Annotated in this window: 20 protein-coding genes; 5 read left to right on the top strand and 15 right to left on the bottom strand. The window is 54.3% G+C overall.

All coding sequences use genetic code 11. The features are described from left to right. Window positions 1–136 precede the first annotated feature (136 nt). Complete coding sequence (locus tag DNH61_RS12955; RefSeq protein ID WP_111147068.1) at window positions 137–1225, top strand: GGDEF domain-containing protein; 1089 nt, start codon at window positions 137–139, stop codon at window positions 1223–1225. 160 nt (window positions 1226–1385) lie between these two features. Here DNH61_RS12955 and DNH61_RS12950 read toward each other — a convergent pair whose 3' ends face one another. The 5 genes from DNH61_RS12950 to nirB form a co-directional block, all read right to left on the bottom strand. Then, window positions 1386–2912: a glycine betaine uptake BCCT transporter gene (locus tag DNH61_RS12950; protein WP_111147067.1), complete on the bottom strand. Its 1527-nt coding sequence runs from the start codon at window positions 2910–2912 to the stop codon at window positions 1386–1388. Window positions 2913–3058: 146 nt separating this feature from the next. After that, window positions 3059–4291 (bottom strand): SLC45 family MFS transporter, encoded by a 1233-nt coding sequence (locus tag DNH61_RS12945; RefSeq protein ID WP_111147066.1) that lies wholly within the window; start codon window positions 4289–4291, stop codon window positions 3059–3061. Between the two features lie 9 nt (window positions 4292–4300). After that, window positions 4301–5041, bottom strand: coding sequence for a glycerophosphodiester phosphodiesterase (locus tag DNH61_RS12940; RefSeq protein WP_111147065.1), 741 nt, complete (start codon window positions 5039–5041; stop codon window positions 4301–4303). A gap of 134 nt (window positions 5042–5175) precedes the next feature. After that, a complete protein-coding gene (gene nasC, locus DNH61_RS12935; protein ID WP_245948164.1) occupies window positions 5176–7323 on the bottom strand; it encodes an assimilatory nitrate reductase catalytic subunit NasC in 2148 nt (715 codons plus the stop codon). Between the two features lie 13 nt (window positions 7324–7336). Next, window positions 7337–9688 (bottom strand): nitrite reductase large subunit NirB, encoded by a 2352-nt coding sequence (gene nirB, locus DNH61_RS12930; RefSeq protein ID WP_111147064.1) that lies wholly within the window; start codon window positions 9686–9688, stop codon window positions 7337–7339. Window positions 9689–10108: 420 nt separating this feature from the next. On the opposite strand from nirB, the gene DNH61_RS12925 reads away from it, so the two are divergent. From DNH61_RS12925 to DNH61_RS12910, 4 genes are all read left to right on the top strand, one after another. Then, complete coding sequence (locus DNH61_RS12925; RefSeq protein ID WP_111147063.1) at window positions 10109–10345, top strand: PspC domain-containing protein; 237 nt, start codon at window positions 10109–10111, stop codon at window positions 10343–10345. Between the two features lie 56 nt (window positions 10346–10401). Continuing rightward, entirely contained in the window at window positions 10402–11109 is a 708-nt protein-coding gene (locus DNH61_RS12920; protein WP_111147062.1) for a PspA/IM30 family protein, read from the top strand. Between the two features lie 186 nt (window positions 11110–11295). Further along, window positions 11296–12747 (top strand): ATP-binding protein, encoded by a 1452-nt coding sequence (locus DNH61_RS12915; protein ID WP_111147061.1) that lies wholly within the window; start codon window positions 11296–11298, stop codon window positions 12745–12747. Between the two features lie 131 nt (window positions 12748–12878). Then, window positions 12879–13790 carry a J domain-containing protein gene (locus tag DNH61_RS12910; protein ID WP_111147060.1) on the top strand — a complete coding sequence of 304 codons (912 nt, stop codon included), beginning with the start codon at window positions 12879–12881 and terminating at the stop codon, window positions 13788–13790. Here the strand turns inward: DNH61_RS12910 and DNH61_RS12905 are convergent, their stop codons facing one another. From DNH61_RS12905 to DNH61_RS12855, 10 genes are all read right to left on the bottom strand, one after another. After that, window positions 13791–14777, bottom strand: a complete 987-nt coding sequence (locus tag DNH61_RS12905; RefSeq protein WP_111147059.1) for a dimethylarginine dimethylaminohydrolase family protein — start codon at window positions 14775–14777, stop codon at window positions 13791–13793. A 173-nt stretch (window positions 14778–14950) separates the two neighbouring features. Beyond that, window positions 14951–15865 (bottom strand): L-lactate dehydrogenase, encoded by a 915-nt coding sequence (locus DNH61_RS12900; RefSeq protein ID WP_181438696.1) that lies wholly within the window; start codon window positions 15863–15865, stop codon window positions 14951–14953. After that, window positions 15862–16650: a formate/nitrite transporter family protein gene (locus tag DNH61_RS12895; protein WP_111147057.1), complete on the bottom strand. Its 789-nt coding sequence runs from the start codon at window positions 16648–16650 to the stop codon at window positions 15862–15864. The genes DNH61_RS12900 and DNH61_RS12895 overlap by 4 nt, the downstream gene beginning before the upstream one ends. Window positions 16651–16849: 199 nt before the next feature. Continuing rightward, window positions 16850–18508: an alpha-glucosidase gene (locus DNH61_RS12890; protein ID WP_111147056.1), complete on the bottom strand. Its 1659-nt coding sequence runs from the start codon at window positions 18506–18508 to the stop codon at window positions 16850–16852. Between the two features lie 156 nt (window positions 18509–18664). Beyond that, window positions 18665–19753 (bottom strand): carbohydrate ABC transporter permease, encoded by a 1089-nt coding sequence (locus tag DNH61_RS12885; protein WP_111147055.1) that lies wholly within the window; start codon window positions 19751–19753, stop codon window positions 18665–18667. Window position 19754: 1 nt separating this feature from the next. After that, complete coding sequence (locus DNH61_RS12880; RefSeq protein WP_111147054.1) at window positions 19755–20843, bottom strand: carbohydrate ABC transporter permease; 1089 nt, start codon at window positions 20841–20843, stop codon at window positions 19755–19757. 112 nt (window positions 20844–20955) lie between these two features. Then, the gene (locus tag DNH61_RS12875) at window positions 20956–22350 is read right to left on the bottom strand and encodes an ABC transporter substrate-binding protein (RefSeq protein WP_111147053.1); all 1395 of its coding nucleotides are present in this window, start codon (window positions 22348–22350) and stop codon (window positions 20956–20958) included. A gap of 417 nt (window positions 22351–22767) precedes the next feature. Continuing rightward, entirely contained in the window at window positions 22768–23535 is a 768-nt protein-coding gene (locus tag DNH61_RS12865; RefSeq protein WP_425452238.1) for an SDR family NAD(P)-dependent oxidoreductase, read from the bottom strand. A gap of 29 nt (window positions 23536–23564) precedes the next feature. Continuing rightward, window positions 23565–24518, bottom strand: coding sequence for an aldo/keto reductase (locus DNH61_RS12860; protein ID WP_220036936.1), 954 nt, complete (start codon window positions 24516–24518; stop codon window positions 23565–23567). 104 nt (window positions 24519–24622) lie between these two features. Then, window positions 24623–25282, bottom strand: coding sequence for an ATP-binding cassette domain-containing protein (locus DNH61_RS12855; protein ID WP_111147051.1), 660 nt, complete (start codon window positions 25280–25282; stop codon window positions 24623–24625). Window positions 25283–25412 lie beyond the last annotated feature (130 nt).

Genomic DNA, 25412 nt, shown 5'->3' with positions numbered 1-25412 from the left:
TCTTCCATCCGCCACAAAGTTGTTTTTGTCATTTGATGTCGAATGCGATACTATAGAAATATAGAGATTTATTCGTCAACTTCAGTTAGCACCCCGCCACACCTGCAGACTTTTCTTCCTAGAAAGGGGCGCTCCAATGAGCACGCCAATTACGGCCGTCCATAATAGATGGACACGTATTATATTAAATATGCTTTGGGCTATTCTGGGGATTCTAATTGCTGGACAGCTGCTTATCTTTATATCCGGCACAACGATCGAGGCAGATTTTCCATCCCAGCAGTACTTGACTCATTACGTACTGCTTCCCGATACGATTCTCGTCTCACTCCTTACTCTGCTGGAATATATCATCCGTAAATTGAGCAGCTATGCTGACTTTGCCCTGTTTGCGGGCGCCAATATCATGGGCATGGTGATTACCCTGTTCATCCATCTGTCTGTGATCGCTGCGCCAATTGTGATGATTCTGCCGCTTCTGGTCTCAACTCTGATGCTTAACCGGCGTTATCTTATCCTCTCGGCGGTAACCGGCATCCTATTCTCGAGTACATTGATTGTGCTGCAGCGGGAATCTTTTGCCATGATTGGTCTGATCATTATTAACGACTCTGTTCTGTTCTGTACAGCCATGACCGGTCTCGGCGTCATCCTGCGCGGTCAGGAGCTCACAAGCTCCCTGGAGAAGTCTGTCAATTCCGAGAAGGATCTGCTGATCCGCAACGCCCTGATGGACCGGACAACCAAGATCGACCCTCTGACCAATCTGTACAATCATAAGACATACCATGAATACATGGAAAAGCTGCTGGCACACAGCGGCGATAATCCCTACCATTTGCAGCTTGCCGTAATAGACATCGACAATTTCAAATCCGTCAATGACACCTACGGTCATGCCATCGGCGATATTGCGCTCAAGAGCGTTGCCCAGCGGATTCAGGAGCATATCGGCCCCGATGATTTCGCTGCACGGTATGGAGGAGAGGAATTTGTGATCATCCTTACTGGCGGTGACAGCGGCAAGGCACTTGAGCAGGTTGAGAAAATCCGCCAATCCGTTGCTGCTACCGTTATCCCCGAACTAGACGGCCGCATGATTACAATCAGTATTGGCCTCCATGAATGCTTGCCCGGCGAAACGAAGGAGCAGGCATTCCAGGCAGCTGACGATGGTCTGTATACCGCGAAGAAATCCGGCAAGAACCTGACGGTTGTGCAATGATCCATGATTGGACATATGAATGCACGAGCAAGAGCGTCCCTTTAGTCATCCAAGATGATCAAAGGAACGCTCTTTTGCATATCCTCTATGCGTTTCTCTATGTGTTTCTCTATGTGTTTCTCTATGAGTTTCTCTACGCTCACTTCTCTGGGGAGACCTGCTAGGAGTGCTCCTCCAGCAGCTCATCCAGCTTCTTTTGCCGCCGGCGTTCACGCTTCTGCATGTCCTTCGTTTCCCCTTCCAGCGCTTTGGTAAGCGATACACACATAAGCACCATAATAACAGCAAATGGCAAAGCCGCTACAATAGATGCCGTCTGCAGGCCGCCAAGCCCGCCGCTAAGCAGCAGCACGGCCGCTATGGAGGATTGCAAAATTCCCCAAGTGAGCTTGATGCGGTTAGGCGGATTCGGATCTCCTTCAGACGACATCATACCAAGCACGAAGGTAGCCGAATCGGCCGAGGTAATGAAGAATGTCAGGATCAGCAGGGTAGCAAGCCCTGACAGCAGCATACCCATCGGCAAATGCTCCAGCAGATTGAACAGGGCCATTGTGACATCGGATGCTACGACTTCGCCCAGATCACTGCCTTCGAACATCTCCATATGTAGTCCCGTACCCCCAAAGACCGCAAACCAGAGAAAGCCGAACGCACTTGGAACCAGGAGAACACCCAGCACGAATTCCCGTATTGTCCTGCCCCTTGATACACGGGCAATGAAGCTTCCTACGAACGGCGCCCAAGCAATCCACCAAGCCCAATAAAACAAGGTCCACGCACCTACCCATGTTCCCTGGCTGAATGGCGTCAGCCTGAGACTCATCTGGACAATGTTCTGCAGATAACCGCCAACTGTGGCGGTAAAGGTGTCGAATATAAACGAAGTCGGACCTGCAAACAGCACGAACAGCAGCAGCAGGACAGCCAGACGCAGATTAAGGTTGCTCAATATTTTGATGCCCCGGTCCAGACCGGTTGTCGCAGAGAGCAGATACAAGACGGTCACCACACCAATAATGGCCAACTGGTACCCTATCGTCGCCGGCATACCGAACAAATGGGTTAATCCGCCATTGATCTGCAGTGCACCAAGCCCCAGTGAAGTTGCGACGCCGAACACAGTGGCCAGGATAGCCAGGATATCAATTGCCCTGCCGACCGGGCCCTCTACCCTGCTGCCGAGCAGCGGCCTGAAGGTGGCGCTGATCAGCCCTTTATAGCCTTTGCGGAACTGGAAGTAGGCCAGCGACAAAGCGATAACCGCGTATATTCCCCAGGGATGAAGCCCCCAATGGAAGAAGGAATACCGCATCGCCAGCCTGGCAGCATCAGTTGTCTGACTCCCTGCGCCTTCCGGCGGCGCAACGTAGTGGGTAAGCGGCTCAGCCACGCCCCAGAATACAAGGCCAATCCCCATCCCGGCGCTGAACAGCATGGCAAACCAGGTCAGAGTCGTATATTCCGGTTCATCATCATCGGCGCCAAGCCGGATTTTCCCGTATTTTCCAAATGCCAGAAACAAGGCGAACAGCAGAAACCCGAACGTTGCGAACAGATAAAACCAGCCGAACTTTTCAATCGAGAACGCAAACGCCGCACTCGCTCCCGCAGCGAACTGCTCAGGAAGCAAAGCACCGGCGATAACGAACAACGCAATAAACATCACCGCAATATAAAAAACCACCGCCGCTCCCCCTTCTCGTCTTTCCTGTCTATCTAGCTGTTTCCATTTCGCACTCTTTTTATGAAATGGAACGCAACCAGCGGACATTCAGGAAACCTTACCAGGAGTTGCAGCGATGGTCTGAAAGAATGGCTGGGCAGGTACAACTAAGACTGGGCAGCTTGGGGCGACAGGCGGTTATCCGCAGGCCTTTCAGCCTGTCCCCGGATCTGCAGCAGCATCATCAGGGCAAGTACAAGGCCTCCGGATGCGCAGTAGAAGAGCGCAGCATACCCAAACCAGTCTATTATCTGGCCAAGCAGCGGCGGAGAAACAATAGCAGCAAGCGAGGATACAAGGTAATAAAGTCCAGTTCTTGTTCCAATGCTGCTCTCCCTCCCCGTTGCTACAACCAGCGGATAGGAATTGATGTTGATACAGGCCCAGAATATGCCGCCTAAGGCAAGCAGAAGCCTTAGCATAACAAGCGACTGTACGAAGCTGACTGCTGCGAAGACAAGGAACAGCCCGCAGACGCCGGCTACGATGACGTTCTTCTTGCCGAAACGGCTGCCGAGCATCCCGCTGGGAATGGCGAAGAGCACAAAGAACAGCGAGAAGAAGGTCAGGGAGAAGGAAGCTGCCGCTTCATCCAGGCCCAGATGATTTTTGCCGTAGAGCGTGAAGAATGCTTCGACCCCCTGGTAGGATATGAACCAGAAGAAGACCGCTGCAAGCAGCATGACCGTCGTACGATTCAGCTCACTGCGGAAAGACTGGCTGCGTAGTAAGCCGTCCGCCTGATCACCAGAAGCCTTAGCCAGTCCCTCAGACGACACTTGACTGGTGCGTTCCTTGATGAACCGGAATACAATAAACAGCGACACGAGCGTCACGGCAGCCGCCGCCAGGAAGGGCAGAGAGCGATCCGCCTGATAGAGCATGGAGCCGCCGCCGAAAGCCATGATCGCGCCAATGCCCCCCATGAAATTGATGACGCCGTTAGCCCGCGTCCGCTTTGCTTCCGGAGTGATATCCGGCATAAGGGCAATTACCGGTGAGCGGTATATACTCATCGACAGATTCATCAATACAAGGAACAGAATCAGAGTCAGGAACCCGGTATGAAAGGGAACCAGCGCCACGAACAGGGCAGCAAGCGGCATGCCGAACAGCAGGTAAGGCATCCTCCGCCCGAACCTCGTGTCTGTACGGTCGCTGCGCCGTCCGATCCACGGCTGAAGGAACATGGCAAAGTAGTTATCGATCGTCATCATAAATCCGATCATCGCCGCATTCTTCAGATAAGGCTCTAAGAAAAAGGGCACGAAGGCGTTATACAGCGCCCAAGTCAAGCTGATGCTAAAGAAACCGAAGCCGAGCAGCCAGGTCTTCTTCATGACGATTACTTAAGCCCCTTCCTCAGCCAGCAGAGCGGCCAGCCTGTCCGGGTAATCGGTGATGATACCTGCTGCGCCAGCCTTAATTAACTGCCTCATCACATCCGGATCATTCACCGTAAATGGGTTGCAGATGACGCCCTGGCGCTTCGCCTCCGCAATCCACTCAGGCATCGCGGCAGGGTAATAAGGATGCAGCGCATCCGCCGCCGCACTGATTGCATAGTCCCAAGGCCTATACAGACCTTCCATGTACAGCAGGCCTGTCTGGATGTTCGGCGCCAGCTGCTTGCAGTGCACCATTGAATAATGATTAAAGCTTGAAAGAATAACCTGCTTCTCCATACCGTGAGCCTCAACGGCTGCAATGACCGCTTCTTCCATACCTGGATAACGGACAATTCCATTCTTCAATTCGATATTGATCGTCAAGCTGTGCTGCTTGCCAAGCTCAAGGAGCTCTTCCAGCAGCGGAATGCGCTCACCGGCAAACTCAGGACCGAACCACGCGCCGGCATCAAGCTGGCTTAAATCTGCATAATCCGTCGTCCCTACCATTCCCTCACTCCCTGTCGTACGCTTCAGGGATTCGTCATGAATCAGTACAAGCATGCCGTCACGCGACATCTGCACATCCGTCTCAATTCCCGTCGCTCCGAGCTCCACCGCACGTTTGAAGGCTGCCATTGTGTTCTCCGGCGAGGTGCCTGAAGCACCCCGGTGGGCATAATTAATCGTGTTATGGCTCATTAGCCGTTTCCTCCCTGGATAACGAAATATAGCCCCACTGTAGCACTGGTTCATTAAGGCTGTGTTAACAAGCAGCAACTCATAGAAAAAGACAGCCCTTTGCGGAAGCTGTCTCTGCGGATTAAGATTTATGGTTAAGCCTGCCTCACTTTAAGCAGCGGCTCCACATGCACGGCACACACCTTGAAGCCCGGCATCCGGCATGTCGGATCAAGCGCCGGATTGGTCAGCTTGTTCACACACTGGCTGTCTCCCCAATGCATCGGAACGAATACCGTATCTTCCCGAATGGATGCTGTTATGCGGCAGCGGACGACTATCTCGCCGCGCCGGGAAGCAAGGCGCAGCAGCTCGCCCGCCTGCAATCCCAGCCTGCGCGCTGTCTTCGGATGCAGCTCTGCGTACGATTCGATATCACGCGCAGCAAGACCGGCACTTCTTCGCGTCTGCACACCTGTCAGATAATGCGTCATCGTGCGCCCCGTGGTCAGATACAGCGGATAGCTGCTGTCTGTCTGCTCAGGCGGCAGATGATTAGGGACTGGCAATAATACCGCCCGGCCGTCAGGATGCGCGAACCGTTCCTCGAATAACCGCGCCGCACCCGGATGGTCTGTTGAAGGGCAGGGCCAATAGATTCCCTCTTCCCGGCGGAGCCTTTCATAGGTGATGCCATAATAATCGGCAACCCCTCCACGGCTCGCGATCCGCAGCTCTTCGAAGATATCCTCCACCGAAGCGTAGCTGAATTTGCTGCCGGACCCAAGCTGTTCAGCCAGGTCAGAGAGAATCCGCCAGTCATGTCTGGCCTCGCCATGCGGCGCACGGCTCGCCTCCCGGAGCAGAACACGCCCCTCAAGGTTCGTCAGCGTGCCTTCATTCTCCAGATAGGAGGTCACCGGGAGCACAAGATCAGCCAGCCGCGCCGTCTCGGAGAGGAACATGTCAGCCACAACCAGATAATCAAGCTTCTTGAGGCCTTCTTCCACAAAATCGGCATTCGGGTTGGATACGATCGGGTTCGAGCCCATGACAAGCAGTGTACGGATCTCGCCTTCATGCACCTTCTCCATCATCTCGTAGGCCGACACCCCCTTGCCAGGCAGCGACTCAGGCTCAACCCCCCATATCCCTGCGATATAAGCCCGGTGATCCGGGTCCTCGATGGAGCGGTAGCCCGGCAGCTGGTCTGCCTTCTGGCCGTGCTCCCGGCCGCCCTGGCCGTTGCCTTGGCCGGTGACCGCACCATAGCCCGCGCCCGGCTTGCCGGCATTACCTGTTACCAAGGCCAGGTTAATGAAATTTCTGACCGCCATGTACCCGTCCGTCTGCTGCTCCACGCCCCTTGCGGTAAACACCATAGCCGCGGATGCCCGGCCGAAGGCAGAGGCAGCCTTACGAATATCTGCTAACGGTACACCGCAGAGTTCTGCCGTTTCCTCGAGATCAATCGCCGCTACATGCGCCTTCAGCTCTTCAATGCCGTTCGTCCGGTCCGCGATGAAGCTAGGGTCAGTCAAGCCCTCATCGAAGATGACGCGGAGCATCGCGTTGGCGAGCGCTGCGTCCATGCCGGGCTTTACCTTCAGATGAAGATCGGCAAACTCAGTCGTTCCGGTCTGGCGCGGATCAATGGCAATGATATAGGCACCATTCTCCTTTGCCCTTGTAAAATAAGGCATCAGAGTAGGCTGGCACTCTGCGATATTTGTACCCGCAAGCATTATGCAGCCCGCTGCCTCAATATCAGCCAGAGAATTGGTCAGCCCCCGGTCAATGCCGAACGCCTTGTTGCCTGCCGAAGCAGCAGCCGACATACAGAACCGGCCATTATAATCAATATAACGCGAGCGCAGCGCCACCCGGGTGAATTTGCCGAGCAGATAGGCTGATTCGTTAGTAAGTGACCCGCCACCATACAGGCCTACCGAATCCAGGCCGTAGTTTTCTTGCGAACTGCGGATCTGCGCGGTGATGAGTTCATGGGCCTCTTCCCATGAGATTCTCTCCAGCACACCGTTCCGCCGGGCCATTGGATAAGCTAACCTTTCGCTGCTCAGCGCATGCTGGTATGCATGCATGCCCTTCACGCACAGCCTGCCTTCGGATGCCGCATTCGGCAGCCCGTTTACGGTATAGCGAGGGCGCTTATAAGGATCCTCTGGCTGCATCGACTGCTCGATCTCCATCTTGCACTGGACACTGCAGAAGGGACATTGGGACTGCATCACGAAGGTTGACGTTTCGGATGCTTCTGCCTTCCGACCTGGCATTTCATTCATTATTCTCATATAATCACCTGACCATTGCAGCCGATGCCGGCTGTTTATCATTCACGGATAACCGTTCCATCATAAGCCCCAGCCGGGCCAGAAGCCCGCTGCGTAAATCCGGATCAAACAGCATTTCACGCAGCTGAATGATTCCTTGGCGCTCCACCCAAGCATGCACTCGTTCCCCATAAGCGGCCGTCTCCCGGTACAGCATCAGCAGTGCAGCAGTCATATCTACTGCTCCTTCTGCGGACAATCCGGTACAGAGCAGCTCCCCTTCCCGCAGAAGGCGGCCATCCTGTCCGCCCACATACAGCTCATATCCCTCCGGCACACCCACAAGTCCGATATCCTTCGACAGCGTACCCGATGGATGCAGCGGACTGGAGGACACTGCAATTCTGACAGGGGCAGGCTGCTCCAGTCCGGCAACCCGCTTCTCAAGCTCAGCTCCGAGCCGCACCGAGTCCTGAATCGCCCCCTCCTCATAACCCAGGCCCCGGCAGGTCGCAACAGGGCCGATTGGATGGCCATAGGAAGCCGTGCGTACGGCTTCAGGCAGCAGTGGTTTCATTTCACCCGCCAGCTCAGGGCTAAGCCCCAGCAGATCCAGCCCGCCATCTGCGGACAGCTTGGCAAGCGGGACCTCGTACTGCTCCATAAGCTCAGCCAGCCTTCTCAGCTGCCTCGCATCCACGACTCCTCCGTAGAAGCGGGGCGACAAAACTATACTGCCGTCAGCAAGCTTCTCGCCGCCGCCAATGGAATACTCCCGTCCAAACACCGCTGTATAATAACGGATAGCTGGACGGCATACCTTGCACCCATGCAGCTCGTTCCATCCAAGAGCCGCCATTGCTTCCTCTGCGCCTGCCCACCCGCCGCTGCGGATCGCCTCTCTTGCCTGCCCGTCACTTAGCCCGGTACATCCGCACATCGGCGGCTGCCCGCCAGCCCCCGCTTCATCCGCATGCTCAAGCGCATACCGGAGAACGGCTTCGACCAGCGGCTTGCAGCCGCCGCAGGAGCCGGAGGCACGCGTGCATGCCTTTACTTCTTCAACCGTCTCCAGTCTTTCCTCCATAACCGCTGATATAATCGTTCCTTTGGTCACACTATTGCAGGAGCATACGGTGTCGGTATCCTTAAGTGCCGCTGCGGCATCAAGGCCTGAACCGCCCGCTCCAGCCGCGGCCTCCTCATCCAGCACCTTCGCGTCGGCACCCTGCTTAATATAATTCAGCCACTTGCTTCCCTCGCTGCTGTCACCGAACAGGACAGCCCCGGCAATCCTGCCGTTCTTAACGGTAACCTTCTTATACGTGCCCTTGATGCCGTTATACTGCTTCAGGCAGGTATCCACCTCGTTATCGCGAATTTCGCCAGCAGAGAACACCTCAACGCCTGATACTTTAAGCTGCGAATATAGGATAGAGCCTTTATAGCCGGGTGTCTCTTCCCCGCAGATTGCCTTCGCCAGCACTTTGCCCTGTTCGTACAGCGGAGCCACAAGGCCGTACACCATTCCTCTATGCTCGGCGCATTCCCCCACCGCATAGATGCCGGCTTCACTGGTCTCCATCCGGTCATTCACCACAATAGCCCGGTTAACCTCAAGACCACCCGTCTGCGCCAGCTTCACATTCGGCCTTACACCGACTGCCATGACAATCAGGTCCGCCGCAGCCTTCGAGCCGTCCCGAAACTGAAGACCCTCCGCCCGCTTCCGTCCATAGATTCGCTCCGTCTGCTTCTCCAGGAGAAACCGCATTCCCTGCCGTTCCAGCTCCCGCTGCAGCATCGTCCCCGACTCGGTGTCCAGCTGACGCTCCATCAGGTAGCCGTTTATATGAACAACATCCACTTCCATCCCCAGATTGAGCAGCCCCCTCGCTGCCTCCAGGCCAAGCAGTCCGCCGCCGATAACCGCTGCCTTGCGGTAGCCCGCCGCCGCCTCGATCATCGTCTCGCAATCCTTGATATCACGAAACGCTGTGACGCCCGGCTTATCAGCACCCGGCAGCGGCAGCATGAATGGAAGAGAACCGGTTGCCAAAATGAGTTTATCGTATGAAATGACCCTCCCCCGGTCCGTGGATACGGTCCGTCCAGCCCGATCAAGGCCCACCACCGTTTCCCCTGTCAGCAGATTAATGCCCCGCTCCCTGTACCACGACCAGTCGTGAGTGACGATATCCTCAATTCCCGTGTCTCCCTGCAGCACCTTGGACAGCATAATCCGGTTATAATTCGGATGAGGCTCTGAGCCTATGATCGTAATATCGAACCGTTCAGGCGCCAAGGCCAGTATTTCTTCAATACATCTGACCCCTGCCATCCCGTTGCCTACAAGCACCAGCCGCTGTTTCTCCATAACAATCCCCCTCTGTCAAAACGTAAGACAACCATCAAATACGGCAGGTTCCCTTACGTGTTCTGCGCATGGACATATGAGAAATGGAATATAAACTACTTCAATATGTTAACTAACATAACATTTAACCTGTAAAATAACTGTAACTCACTCGAATCAAATGCGCAAGACGCAAACGATGTAAATATACCGCTCACCATATAAGAATTATTTATCGCTTGCCCGTCCTGAGCCTCACTTGATCCCCGACCGCGGGCCAGGTACGAAAACCGCCGCGGGTCCGTTACCTCCCCCCCTGCCTTCCCTATACAATAGACACATGAAGAAAACAAACGGGCAATCAGTTCGACGCATGTGAAGCCAGCAACGCGCTGTTCCGCATGCAGCCGCTGATACTCTCAATAAGGAGCTGTGAATGTTATGAATAAACTGTACCGGTCACGCACGGACCGCAAGCTGTCGGGCTTGTGCGGGGGCATAGCTGAATGGCTGAAGATGGACGCCAGCTTCATCCGAATCATTATCCTCCTGACCACGCTCTTCAGCTTTGGCAGCATGCTGCTTATCTATATTGCCGCATCGGTCATTACGCCAAAGGCACCCGTGCTGCATATGAATACTGATTTTGACCCATTCAACGGATACCGCTATAACTAAAAAAACTGCCGCCCGTCCTGACAGGACCGGGCCTAACTTGAAGGAGTGAACTTTCAATGAGTATTTTGCAGCGATTGGTTGATGTGACGAAGGCAGCCGCGCATGAGGCGCTGAACAAGCTGGAAGACCCCGTGATGATGCTGAATCATTACAGCCGCCAGATGGAAGAGGAGCTTGAAGAAGCGCGGGCCGCTCTGGTCCGGGAGCAGGCGACCGTTCTGACGATGCAGCGGCGCGGCGAGGAGTATACACGTATGGCGGAGCATGCCGAGGCAGCCGCAGCAACAGCCCTCGCTGAAGGCCGTGAGCAGGACGCACGGGCTGCAATGAGTGACAAAATCGCCATAGCCGCCCAGGCTGAGCAGCATGTATTCTGGAAGGAAGAGGCTGCAAGGCGTGCAGCCGATCTGGAAGGCCGCATTCAAACTGCCGAAGCAGAGCTGCAGCGGATGCACGAGAAGCGCGAGGATTTGGTGCAGCGCGCCGGTAAGGCCGAGTTTTATCATCAGGCACCTTTCAGCCACAGCACATCTGGCGGCAGGGATGCGGTTCGCGGATTCCGGCGCATGGAAGAGAAAATCATCCAGCGCGAAGCTGAAGCCGAGCAAATTCGCGCTTTCCGCCCGGGTGAAAGCTATTCCGCTCTAAGCCCTTACCATTCCGCTTACCGGAGCGCTGAGGCTGATCAGAGAGACAGCAAGATAGACGGAGAGCTCGAGAAGCTTCGTCAAAATCTGGCCGCCGCCGAGAACTCCACACGTTAGCACAGCTATTCTTTAGCTATATTCCACAGGCCGTTCCCAAACCGGGAACGGCCTGTTTGATGCCCTCATCCTCCTATATACCCAAGACCAGCGCATTAATTATTATCGCAACCCTATGATCGATCCCATTGAAATAGGAAGACAGGTGGTAGATAATAGAAGTTAAAAAACGACAGGAGACTCGGTATGACATTGTTGAGAGCTGAAGATGAGCTTCAACTTTACAAGAATGCCTTCCAGCAAGATTGGACAGGTAAAGCCATCGTTGATCTGAACGGCCGCTGGCTGATGGTCAACCACTCCTTTGCAGCCTTGATAGGCTGCAATCTGAATGATTTACACCAGTCGGACTTTTTCGCAGTCTTCCCGGTCCGGTTCCATCATCTTCTCCGTCCGGGACGCGCGAACAATCAATGGATTGAGCACAAAGACCTATACACCTCTCCATCCGGTTTTGTGAAGCAGCTATCGATCCGTGTCCGGAGAAGCCTTGGCGGCAGCGGTTCCCCCTATTCGCTCGTTCAGTTAATCGAGCATAACATGCTTCCCCCCGTCAGCAGAGAGCAGCAGATAATTGCCATGCAGTCCCACATCATGTCCGCCGTCCGGGAGGGCGTCTATGCTTACCATCAGGAAGAAGACCTAATGGTCTGGAACGAAGCGGCTGAGCTGCTGACCGGATACCCGGCTGAGACCGTCCGTTCAATTGGATTCCATTCATGTATACACGCAGAGGGACCAAACAGCCCTCCGGTGCCCGAAGAGGCATGCAGCGTTTGCCAGGCCATGAAGCAGGGGATGAACAGCGGCAAGATGGAAGGACATTTTCGAAGAGCCGACGGCACCACCTTCCCCGTGGAATATATGGCTGTACCGTTCAACGGCGACGGCAGAACCGGAAGCATCCTGACCTTCTCCGATATTACTGAACAGAACCGGTCGAAGGACCTCATTATGCTGTCGGAGAAGCTCTCTATAGCCGGGCAGCTTGCTGCCGGAATAGCCCATGAAATACGAAATCCGCTGACTTCGTTGAAAGGCTTCTTAAGCCTGCTGCAGTCCGGCGCGTCTTCTCCCACGAAACGCGATACCTATATTACCATTATGAATGATGAACTAAGCCGGATTGAACATATTTCCAACGAACTCCTCATGCTGGCCAAGCCAAGAAGTGTACAGTTCATCCGCAGCCGGATAAGCATCCTGATCGACCAGGTGATCTCCCTACTGCAGCCTCAGGCTGTCCTTAAGAATGTTGAGATCTTCATCATGCCCGGCCACGGCCCTTATTTCGTATACTGTGATGATAGCCAGATTAAGCAGGTGATGATTAATTTAATGAAGAATGCTATGGAATCCATGCCAGGAGGAGGGACGATTCGTGTAACGCTTGAAGCCGATGAATGCTGCGTGTATATCAGAATCGCTGATGAGGGTACCGGAATACCTGCAGACAAGCTGGATAAGCTTGGACAGCCCTTTTATTCAACCAAGGAGAAGGGAACCGGGCTCGGGCTGATGGTAAGCTATAATATTATCGAGAACCACAATGGCAGCATTGAGGTCACAAGCGAGCTTGGCCATGGAACGGTATTCACGGTCGTCCTGCCGCGTGCCGACAGGATTACAGCCTGCTGACCTGGTGAGCCTATACCCCTGACCGAGATGGCAGCCAGCTGCGATGGCTGACCGTGTAATTTTGTTATACAATAGTACTATAACCCAAGCGAACGCCACCCATGTTACGCTGCAGCGAGGTGATTCTAGAGATGAACGACCTGAAGGAAGCATATGAACGGCTGGGCCTTCCCGACACAGCGACGAAGGAAGAGGTCGAGAAACGGTACACCCTGCTGCTCCGGCAGTCACGTGCCAGCCAGACACAGCAGGACGATGCCGCGGGCGGCGGCTTCTCCGAAGTGACCAAGGCCTACCGTACGATTCTGGAAGCAGAGAACCGCAAGGCCGTGGAAGACATCAACCAGCAGCAGTACGGCAAATACAAGAGATTTGCAGGTACCGCCGAGAAGGTCGATCACTTCTTCAGCTACTACAAGTTCCATGTGATCGGAGCCATAGCCGTAATAGCCATAATTATCTACGGGGTCAACACTTATATGGACAACAAGGCCGAGCAGGAACGTCTTGCCAGCCTTCCGCCCGCGGCCCTGACCGCCTCCCTCTTCGGAGAATTTTATATGGAAGACGGCAGCCAGCAGACAGAGCCGCTTAACGAAGCCCTGCTCGCCCAGTTCCCGGAGTGGGAGCGGGTGGAAACGTCAATCCTTAATTTCTCCATGGATGCACGCAGCGAGATGGACATCGCCATGCAGCAGAAGGCGGTCATCCAACTGGCAACAGAGGATCCTGATGTGTACATTATGGACCGCTCCATCTTTGACTGGATGGTGCGCAACGATATCCTCGCCAGCCTGGATGAATATGCAAGCGGGGCATGGAGTGAGCTTCTGCCGGAAGGCGCTGCCCTTAAGGCCGCAACCCAGGATAATCCCACCGAGCATGTATACGGCATAGCTCTTGGCAGCAGCCCAATGACCAAGCAGCTGCCACTGCATATGAAGGAGTTCATTGTCGGAATCCGGATCGACGCCGGCAATAAGGATAACGCCCTTCACCTGATCGAAACCTATCTGCAGGCAGGACAGAGTTCAGCAGACTGACTAATCATCCAGCCGAATGAGAGGCAGTGTCATACAGTGGATGCCTCCGCCCATTTTATATATCTCGGAGACATCTACCGGCACAACCTCCACTCCGTTTTCCTGCAGCAATCTGCGAGTCCGGACACCTGAAGCCGGAAATATGACCCTGCCTGGCCGAACGGCCAGGCAGTTTATCGTTAGCAGCGGGTCTTCCGGGTCTACATGGATAAGCTTGATTCCCAGATCCTGAAGATGAGTAAGGAACCAATAAGGCAGCAGATCCCTATTGATCAGTGCCTTGTCCCGGTCCACCATCATGAAGGCCTCATCCAGATGAATCTTGCCTGCCGGCATATCGACCGTCAGCAGCTCGATATGCTGAATGCTTAGAAGATTACGAAGCTGCTCGATCCCAGCCTGATTAAAGCGTTCAGATCTGCCCACGACAGCCAGGTTGGCATGAATCATCGAGAAGCTGCCTCCCTCCGCGAAAGCACTGCCCTGTGTAAGACCGAGTATGGGCACCCCTAGCTTTGTCAGAGTTTCCATTGCAAATCTAGTCTCGCCTAGCCGCAGATACAGCGCAAACCTCCCCATAATAATCCCGCCCGGAACCACCATGCCGAGGTCCCGGGTATACAGCCGGTCGGGCAGCAGATGCGACACCCCTTCCAGATGAACGACCTCAACCCCTTCCGCACGCAGGGCTTCGACCAGCTTGTCATGCTGCTCTTGAGCAAGCTGCAAATCCGGCTTATCCATTCCATTCGAGCTGCTCATTCTCCCGGCAACATTCTTAAGCAGTAGCGAGCTGGCTTCCACCTCATACCGTTTACGGTGCAGCTCCAGAATTTCATGACCCGGACGATGTACGAGCACCCTCCTTAATGTTCCGGTCGGGTGACGAAGCCCCCACCTCTCTCCCCAAAGCAGCTTGAGCAGCTCTTCGTCATGGAACGGCTCCTTGACCTCAAGCTCGGAGAACAGCCGCTCATTATCAAACATCGCTTCTCACACCTCTCTTCTCTCTTCCCCCTTACTATGTCCCACATATAGGAAATTAATTAGAGCACATGCGGCGCCTCCCTGGCAGCAGGGTCACAAAAAAACAGGCTCCCCGGGACGAGGGATCATCCCGGCAAAGCCTGTACCTTACTGCTTATGCAGCTGTTTGATTGCTAGATGGAAATCGACTTAATCAGATCCTTGAGCTTATCCGCCGACTTGTGCAGCAGCGCCTTCTCCTCGTCTGTGATCGCGATCTGCATCACCTCGCGTACCCCCTGGCGGTCCACAATACAAGGTACGCCAAGGTAAACATCCGATATCCCATGATAATCCTTCAGCAGCGTCGATACATTCATAACGGCCGATTCATTGCGAAGAATAGCCGTACAGATGCGATCAAGGGCAAGCGCGATTGCATAGAAGGTTGCGCCCTTGGCATTAATAATCTGGTAAGCCGCATCTCTTGTGTTCGTGAAGATCTCCTGCTTGGCCTCTTCATCCAGCTGCAGCTCCGTACCTGCAATATTCGCCAGACTCCACAGCGGCAGCTCGGAATCCCCATGCTCTCCCACGATATGGGCATGTACGCTGCGCGAGTCAATCTGCAGCTTCTCGCCGATGAGGTAACGGAACCGGGCACTGTCAAGCAGGGTCCCCGAGCCGATTACGCGATTAGTCGGCCAGCCTGACTTCTTCCAGGAGAAGTAACTCATGATATCGACCGGGTTGGAGGCGATCAGCAGTATACCGTGATCGTTGTATTTCAGCACTTCATCAATGATGCTCTCGAATATGCCGACATTCCGCTTCAGCAGATCGATTCGCGACTCGCCTTGGCGCTGGGCAGCACCAGCTGTAATAATCACGATATCAGCCGTAGCACAATCCTCATATGTACCTGCCCATACCTTGGTCTGGCCGACGAACGGCAGCCCGTGGTTCATGTCGAGCGCATCCCCAACCGCCTTGTCCCGGTTAGCGTCAATCAGCACCAGTTCATCCATGCGGCCTCTGAGCAGCAGCGTATACGCGGTTGTAGAACCCACTGCACCTACCCCGATTACAACAATCCTCGTCTTCTTCAATGTTCCTGCTCCTCTCCGAATGGTTTGTTAACGTAGTAATACATATAGCCCATGAATACAGCCCCGCCGATCAGATTACCAAGGGTAACCGGGATGAGATTATGAATAACACCCGCATACGAAATGGTCCCCGGATGGTTGAGCACCAGTGCAATGGCAAATGTACACATGTTGGCGATACTATGCTCGTATCCCGAGATGAAGAAGCAGAATACGAACAGCATCATGGCAAACATCTTCGCCCCGTCCGCCTTCATGGACATTGGCACGAAGAACGCCAGGCAGACAAGCCAGTTACAGAGGACTGCCCGGAAGAACAGCTCCATCGTCGGGGCGTTCATCTTCTTGTCCACCACACTGAAGAGAAAGCTGTTGACGGTCGTATCATTGAACAGCCCCGTCAACCAGATCAGCAGGGCGAAAGCGACGGCGCCCAGAATATTACCGCCGTAGCTCATTCCCCACAGCTTGACAACCTCCGCCCACTTAAGCTTCTTCCGCAGTGCGGCGAACGTGAAGTAGAAGGTATTGCCGGTGAACAGATCGCCGCCCCCGTAGGAAATCAGTATAATAGCTGCACCGAAGGTAATCGCCGCCATCGGGTACGTGAAGGGCGAATGCTCGGTGTAGAAGAAATTCCCTGTCTTGAAAGCAACGATGACGCCAAAGCCGATAAACATGCTGGCCAGCATGGACCTCAGCAAGTAGTTGATCTTGCTGTGCCGGTAAATGCCATGCTTCTTGAGAGCCAGCTTCTCTACATTCATTAAAGGTTGATGTTCCATTATTTCCTCCCATTTCCATGCCGATACGAATGCTGTTGGCATCCCTTGCGGATACCATCCCGATTATCGCCAATCCCTGGTTGGAAAGGTATGATTCAGATCACACTGCAAGCGAAAACGAGCCAGGACAACTCTTCCCATCTCTTGAGTAGCAAAATTTGGTCCTATCATACCATATTCGCCTGCAGTTCGCCAAAGGTCAGATCTTCACATCACTCTCAAATATACAGGCTTCATAAGGACGCAGCTCTACGCTCCCGCTCTTCAGGTCAATATTCGGCTTGTCTTTATAATTTCCCAGGACCAGACCAGGGCCGCTGTCCCCCCCTATAAACGCCGGCACGCTGAAAGTCCCGCTCTCTTCCGCGTGATTCAGCATTACCGTCCATCGGACATCATCAAGCGTACGATGGTAGACATACAGATGCGGATCATCGCCGCTGATGTCTTCGAATTCCCCGTATACCATGACAGGATGCTGCTTGCGCAGCTCGATCAGGTCGCGGTAATAGTAGTAAACCGAGTCCGGATCGGCAAGCGCCTGCTCCACATTAATCGACCGGTAGTTCGGATTGACTCCTATCCATGGCTCCCCTTCCGTAAAACCAGCCTGCGGCGCATCCGACCACTGCATCGGTGATCGGGAATTGTCCCGGCTCAGAGGCTGCAGCGAACGGAGAACTGCCGCCGGATCTTTACCAAGCCCTACCTCCTCGGCATACCGGTTGCGCATCGCAATATCCTGGTAGTCGCCGATTGAATCGTACCTTACGCCGGTCATGCCGATCTCTTCGCCCTGATAGACATAAGGAATGCCGGGCAGTGTGTGGATCAGCGTCGCCAGCAGCTTGGCCGATTCGACCCGGTACTTTCCATCGTTGCCGTAACGCGTCACCTGGCGGGCATGATCGTGGTTGTTCAGGAAATGCGAGTTGACACCGCGGTCCTGGAGAGCCGCCGCCCAGGTACGCTGAATACGCTTGTAGCGGGGCATGTCCCACTCCGGCATTTCATCCGCCACTTCAAAGTGGAACAGCGTATGCAGCTCACTCCGCTCCTCATCCACGAACAACGGCCCATTCTCCGGTGTGGCATACGCAATTTCACCAACGGTCATCATGTCATAGCGGCTGAACACCTCGCGGTTCATCTCCTGCAGGTAGTCGTGCAGGCCCGGATTGTGTGTCAGATAGCGGATATCATGCGGGTCCTCCGCGTCGCGGTACTGCTCCGGCTTGGCCAGCAGCGCCAGCGCATCCAGCCGCAGCCCGTCGATTCCCTTATCGAGCCAGTATCGCAGCATCCGGTACATCTCTCCCCGCACCTCAGGGTTGGCCCAGTTCAGATCGGGCTGTTCCACGGCGAAGGAATGCATGTAATACTGGCTGGTCGCTTCATCGTACTCCCAGCAGGACGGATTGAAATAGGACCGCCAGTTGGTCGGCGGCTGATGAGCCGGGCCATCCTTCCAGATATACCAGTCGCGCTTGGGATTATCCTTCGAGGACTTGGACTCCAGGAACCACGGGTGCAGATTCGAGGTGTGATTAAGGACGACGTCCATCATCAGCTTCATCCCCCGCTTATGCACCTCGGCGAGAAGCTCCTCAAAGTCCGCCTCGTCTCCCGCCTTTGGCATGATCCCGTAGTAGCCGGAAATATCATAGCCGTTATCCTTATCCGGCGATTCATTGAAGGGGTTCAGCCACATCATTGTGATGCCGAGTGAGCGGATGTAGTCCAGCTTGCGGATGACGCCCCGCAGGTCGCCATAGCCGTCTCCGTTCGTATCATAGAAGCTTCTCCAGTAGACCTGATAAACGACCGATTCCTTCCACCATACCGGCTTTCCAAGCATGGGCTTGCCTCCTTAACAATAGGTAGTAATCTGTTTACTCCTTATAAGATTGCCGTCCAGCCAATAACGCTGGTTATCTTAAGACAGGGCTGCTGCCGCTCCTGCGGCAGCAGCCCTGTCAGCCCGCGGCGCGGGTCAGATTCCCCTTAAATCTCCTTACCCTTTGACCGATCCGCCAAGCAGGCCGCGGACAAAGTAACGCTGCAGCGCAAAAAATACGGCGAGCGGCATCAGCATGGAGATGAAGGCTGCCGCTGTCAGCAGATGCCAGTCATTGCCCCTGGAGCCGACAAGGTTGGCAATCTTCATAGACATGACCTGTACATTCGGCTGGCTGCCTAGGAAGATAAGCGACACCAGATAGTCATTCCACACCCACAGGAACTGGAAGATACTGATGGAAGCCAGCGCCGGCACGGACAGCGGCAGAATCAGCCTGCTGAATATGGTGAAGTTCGTGGCCCCGTCCATGAAGGCCGATTCGAACAGATCCTTCGGCAGCTGGCTGATCGAGTTGTACATGAAATAGGTGATCAGCGGCAAGCCAAATGCCGAGTGCGCCAGCCATATGCCGAAGTAGGTTCCGTTTAATCCCAGCGACGTATAATCCCGCAAAATCGGGATCAGAGCTACCTGCAGCGGCACCACCAAGAGCGCAATAATAATGATGAAGAACAGCTTGCGCCCCGGGAAGCGCAGCCAGGCGAAGGCGTAGGCCGCGAAGGAAGCAATGAAGATCGGGATGACTGTCGCCGGGACCGTAACCGCAAGCGTATTCCAGAACGACTGGGACATGCCGCTGCCCTGCTCCGTCTTCGTGCTGCCGTCCGGCATCGTGATCTGGTAGCTCTTCCCCCCCAGAACCGTCTGGTAGTTCTGCAGCGTGAAGTCCGTCATCATAACCCACTGCTTCTCCTGCACGCTGATCGTTCGCGCACGGCGGTTTTCCCAGATCAGCCGGCTCCCGTCCTGAACTACACCTGTGCGCAGCTGGGCATCACTGAACGTGACTCCGTTTACCGCAATCGGCTGGCGAAGATCGGTTTCCCGGTCCAGCGTGATCGTATCCACAGCCGCCCAGTCGCGGTGGGGAACGATTTTCCACCAGCCCGTCTGCAGAATATCCGCCGCAGGCCGGAATGAGGAAATCAGCAGCCCCAGTGTAGGCACGAACCAGATGATACAGATTACCGCAAGCACGGTGTTAATCAGCCATCTGGAGCCGCGCGGTCCTTTTTTACGCATATTAGAAGCCCCCTTCTCTCCGGAACTGCCGCAAATTGATCATGATTACCGGTATAACGGCAATCAGCAGCACAATCGCAAGCGTGGACCCGTAGCCCGCATTCTGGTACATGAACAGCTGCCTGTAGAACTGGGTCGCCACAACCTCTGTATCGTACTGGCCGCCGGTCATGATCATGACGACGTCGAAGATTTTCAGTGTAAAGACGATAATGGTGGTCGTCACCGACAGCAGGGTACCTGATATGTAGGGAATCATGATTTTGAAGAAAATCCGGACCTCCCCGGCCCCGTCCATCCGCGCCGCCTCCAGCATGTCCTCCGGAATGCTCTTGATCGCCGCCGAAAAAATAACCATTGCGAATCCGGTCTGCATCCAGACCAGTATGGCAATTAGGAACAGGTTGTTCCAAGGCTGAATCATACTGATCCATGCCTGCGGTTCTCCGCCCATCGCCACTACAATCGCGTTCAACAGGCCAATCTGCTGCTGTTCCGGCTGATAGTAATAGATGAACTTCCAGATTACACCCGCTGCGACAAAAGATATGGCCATCGGCATAAAGATGATCGCCTTGGCCAGCTTCTCAAAGCTGCTCCGGTCTGCCAGAATGGCAATCAGCAGGCCAATGCTGACACACAGAATCGTACCGACGAATACCCACAGCAGGTTATTGCGCAGCGCGGTTGCAAGCAGGCGGTCTGTAAAGACGGCCGCGTAATTCGATAACCCCACAAAGTTCTGGGACCCGGCATCCAGGAAGCTCAGATACAGCGTCCGCAGCGTAGGCAGCACCAGCAGCCAGCCCAGCAGCAGGACAGCCGGACCAATGAACACAAAAGGCAATATTCTCCGCTTCCATTGGTCCGGATACTGCTCAACTACCCAGTTAAGTGAGTAGTAAATGGAGTAGATCCCGAGCGCTCCCCAAACGACGGCAATGACCGCATTCAATACAGGAGGAAGTCCCGAATCACGAAAAAACAAAAAGATCAGCCAATGGACCGCGATATTCAGCGCTGGCACAAGCACGGACAGCAAGAGCAAACGCAGAGTATTGCCTTTTCCCTTCTTCACCTGCACTTCCATTGTTACAATCCCCCCTGACTTATAAACCGAGAGCCTATTTGTGTGTAGTAAAAAGCGGGAGGACGGCCAGCCGCACACGGTCCGGCTGCCTCCCGCCAGCTCTAAATCCAAGTTACTTCCAGCCGGTCTGGATCTGCTGCATCGCCTGATCCAGGTCTGCCGTTCCGCTGACATAATCCGTCATGCCCTTCCAGAACGTACCCGCCCCTACAGAGCCGGGCATCAAGTCGGAGCCGTCGAAGCGGATCGTATCCGCTGTCTGCAGGAATTCAGCCATCCGGCGTTCCTGTTCATTCGGATACCAGGCAGGATCGGCATCGTTCATTGGCGCTGTCACACCACCTGACTGAATCCATGTCTTCAGCGACTCGGCTGTCGTGAAGAACTCCATAACCGCACGCACTTCCGGGCGATCATTGAACATCGCGTAGATATCACCGGAAATCAGCGCAGGCTGGCCGTACTCGGCATCAATCGGCGGCAGCGGGAACCAGTCATAGTTCTCTGCTGACAGACCTTCCGGGAAGAAGCTTGTGATAAACCCGGCCTGCCGGTGCAGCCAGGCTTTCGGCGGATTGTCAAACAGCGGCCGGACTGCATCACCGAACGAAGTCGTTGCGATCGCTTTACGGCCGCCATACACATAGTTATCATTGAACCAGATATCGGACATCCGCTTCACCGCGTTCTTGACAATGTCATCGGTGAACGGCAGCTCTCCCGCTACCCACTTGTCATAATTCTCCGGTGTAGTGGTTCGGAGCATGATATCCTCGAGCCAGTCGGTCGCCGGCCAGCCTGTGGCCGCACCGCTCTCAATGCCGATGCTCCAGGCCGGATCGCCGTCCTGTGCGATCTGGTCCGTAAGAGCCATCAGCTCATCCCAGGTGGTCGGGACCTTGTAGCCCGCCGCTTCGAACTCCGGCTTGTTATACCACACAAGGCTCTTCACACTGCTCCGTGCCCAGACACCGGCCATGACATCACCACTCGGTCCCGGCATGGACGCCATATCAAGCCAGCTCTGATTATATTGGCGGTTCAGGTGCTCCTCGCTCATGAACGTGCTGACATCAATCACCTTGCCGTCCTTCACGAACCCTCTAAGCAGCCCTGGCTGCGGAAAGTCGGCGATATCCGGCGCATTGCCGCCGTTAACCCTTACCGAGATCGTCGCTTCGAACTCCTTCGAGCCCTCATACGCGATGTCAATGCCGGTCGTCTCCTCGAAGGCCCGGATGCTCTCCGTGAACTTCACTTCGTCCGCGTCCGTGAATGGTCCGAACATCGTAACCTTTGTCCCTTTGAAATCACCGTTGTAAGCTTGCTCAAGCGCAGATCCGGCAGGTGCATTGTTGCCGCCTGTATTGGTCTGCGGATCGTTCGTTCCTTGATTGCCGCCGTTCTGGCCCGCATTGTTGTTGCCGCCGCAGGCGGATACGATCATGGCCAGAGCCGTAAGGAGAATAAAGGCAGACAGGACCCGGTTTCTTCTTCCTGATTTCATACGCTCAACCCTCTCTCTTATTGAATGGACTTGGTTCTGTATTCTCACGCTTCGTTAGGGAGCCAACAGACCTGTGGAACCCTCACCTCCTTTAAAATGCCAACAAATGAAATTTTTTATCCCCCGCAGCCTGAGAAATTAACCTGACGTCTTCCAAGGTTAGCGGTGCCGTAATGCCAGCAAGCTTCAGCCGGCTGCGCTGACAGGCAGACGCGCCAAAAAGCAGCACGCCGCCAATCGCTCTGCGCTGCTGCCGATAGCCATGCCTTAGGTCCCTAATGCTTATGTCCACCTGTCCGTAAATATTCCGGAGCAGGCGTGTTATACCAGCTTTCGGCAACAAAAAAGTCTGTATGAGACTGCTCTGAAGCAGTCCTATACAGACGTTCGCTGCTGCCCTCGCGGGCGCTGAATATATTAGATAGCGGGCATGACATTGCCGCCGCTGACTGGAATATAAGCACCGGTAATATAGCCGGAGAGATTGGAGGCCAGGAAGGCGACGACATTAGCAATTTCCTGATCCGTCCCCCGCCGCTTCAGCGGCACATTCCGTTCATAAGCTTCGTTCCGCTCCGTGTTCCGCTCACGGTCCCGGTCGCTGACCGTCCAGCCCGGCGCAACCTGGTTGACGGTAATCTGATGCTCCCCAACCTCGCGTGCGAGCACACGGTAGACACCATCCATACCCCGCTTGCCCGCCACATAGGCAGACTGGCCTTCGAAGTTCTGCAGCACACATTCGGTGTTGATGCCGATCAGCCGTCCGCCCGCTCCTCGCTCGATCATAGACGGGATGAAGGCTTTGGCAAGATACACGTTCTGCATGACGCAGGATTCGAACTGGCTGATATAATCCTCGGGGGCCTGCTGCAGAACGGTGGTCCACTCGTATTGAATGACCGCGTTGGCCACGACAATATCGACTGTCCCTATCTCCCGCTCCACCTGCTCCCGCATCGCCTCTACGGCCTCGGCTTTCGTAATGTCAGCCTGGACAGACATTGCCCTGCGGCCCATGGCTTCAAGCTCCCGCTGCAGCTCTGCCGCCTTGTCCGCATTGCGGTTGTAGTGAATGATAATATCCGCACCGGCGGATGCAAGCGTACGCGCCATAACCCGGCCCAGATCACCGGTCGCACCGGTAATCAGCGCCGTTTTACCGGATAAGTCGATCGACAGCATCGTCTAACCACTCCCCTAACTTTCGGATGTTATTCTGCTGCGATCGCGCGGATCTCCTGCAATGCGGCTTCATCCAGCGCAACCTCTGCGGCAGGCAGGATATTCAGAATATGCGATGGCTTACGGACACCAACAATCGCGCTTGTCAGTGCCGGATGAGCCAGCACATAAGCTACCGCCAGCTGCGGCAGCGTGATATCGTAACGTTCCGCAATGGCCTTCAGACGGTTGGCCTTGTCCACATTCTTCCGCAGCCCCTCACCGGTATGCGCCGCCGAACGGGAACGCCAATCGCCTTCGTCGAAAGTCGTATCATACGTATAGTTGCCCGAAAGCAGCCCCGATGTCAGCGGGCTGTAAGAGACTACCCCGATCCCCTTCTCCTGGCAGAACGGCAGAAGCTTCTCTTCCACTGCCGGACGCAAAATCGAATAAGGCGGCTGCAGAGAGTCTACATGACGGACTGTAAGCGATTTCTCCAATAACGGCACGTCGTAGTTGCTTACGCCGACATAGCGTACTTTGCCATCCTGGACAAGCTTGTCCATCGCCCGCATCGTTTCCTCCGCTGGCGCATTCGTCATCGTATCCGGCCAGTGCATCTGGTACAAGTCTATGTAATCTGTGCCCAGACGCTTCAGTGAAGCCTCCGCTTCCCGAAGGATTGAATCATAGGTGCCGTTGCGGGTCACATTCTTATCCTCGTCCCACACCAGTCCGCACTTGGTAGCCAGTACAACCTTGTGACGGTCGCTGCCGAGCGCTCTGCCAATCACTTCCTCCGAATGACCGAGGCCGTATACAGCTGCCGTATCATAGAAGGTAACGCCTTGATCGAGCGCTGCTCTTACACTCTCTACAGACAGCTCATCATCCTGCGAGCCCCAGCTGCTCGCCCAGCCCGATCCTCCAATTGCCCATGAGCCAAAGCCGATCACCGAAATCTCAGGTCCGTTCTTGCCAAGCTTGCGGTACTTCATCATTGGTTCACTCCTTCTTCGGATAGGTACGTATCCATTATAGGAGATATTACCTTCAAGCTAAAGACGTGAAGCCGGGTAGTGTTACTAACCTGAAGTATACTAAGCTATATAGACGTTCTATTCTCAATGTTATAGATAGTTCCATTAGCAAACTCAAACACCTCATCACACAGCAGCGAAATATCTTCTTGAATATGGCTTGTTAAAAGAATTGTTTTTCCTTTGTTCTTTTCCCTAACCAGTAAGGAACGTATGAGCTCAACTCCATCCCTATCTAAACCGTTAAATGGTTCGTCAAGAATGAGCACCCTTGGATTCTCCATAATCGCTTGGGCAATAGCCAGGCGCTGCTTCATTCCAAGTGAATACTTCTTTACCGGTTGATTGTTGTCAGGATCTAACCCAACCGTCACAAGGGTCTCACGTATTTCTTTTACTCCAACTCTTCTTCTTAAAGACGCTAAAAGGGCGAGATTTCTCATACCTGTGTACTGATCCAAAAAACCCGGTTGCTCAATTATTATTCCGGTGTCTTGAGGGAAATCTACTTTCTTACCTATTTTGTCCCCTAAAATCTCGACCTCTCCTTGATCAGGCGTCAAAAATCCACATAACACTTTGAAAAGAACGGATTTCCCTGATCCATTCGGTCCGATGAAACCATATATTTGCCCAGTCGGAAGAGCAAAGGATACGTTATCAAATATAATACGCCCTCTGAACTTTTTTGACAGGCGATCAATTTTCACTGCATACCTTTCCACACTGCTCACTCCCTCGTTAGTCAATCAATCTCTAATATTACAGCCCGTTTATTACTAAAAATTAATTTTCCGACAACTATAGTAACTATCAAATTAACTAGGTAAAACAATGTTAGAGAGAGGTTGGGCT

The sequence above is a fragment of the Paenibacillus sambharensis genome (genome assembly GCF_003233845.1).
Taxonomy (GTDB): domain Bacteria; phylum Bacillota; class Bacilli; order Paenibacillales; family Paenibacillaceae; genus Paenibacillus_I; species Paenibacillus_I sambharensis.
The sequence above is the reverse complement of the archived record's forward strand: the minus strand, read 5'-3'. Positions and strand labels throughout refer to the sequence as shown.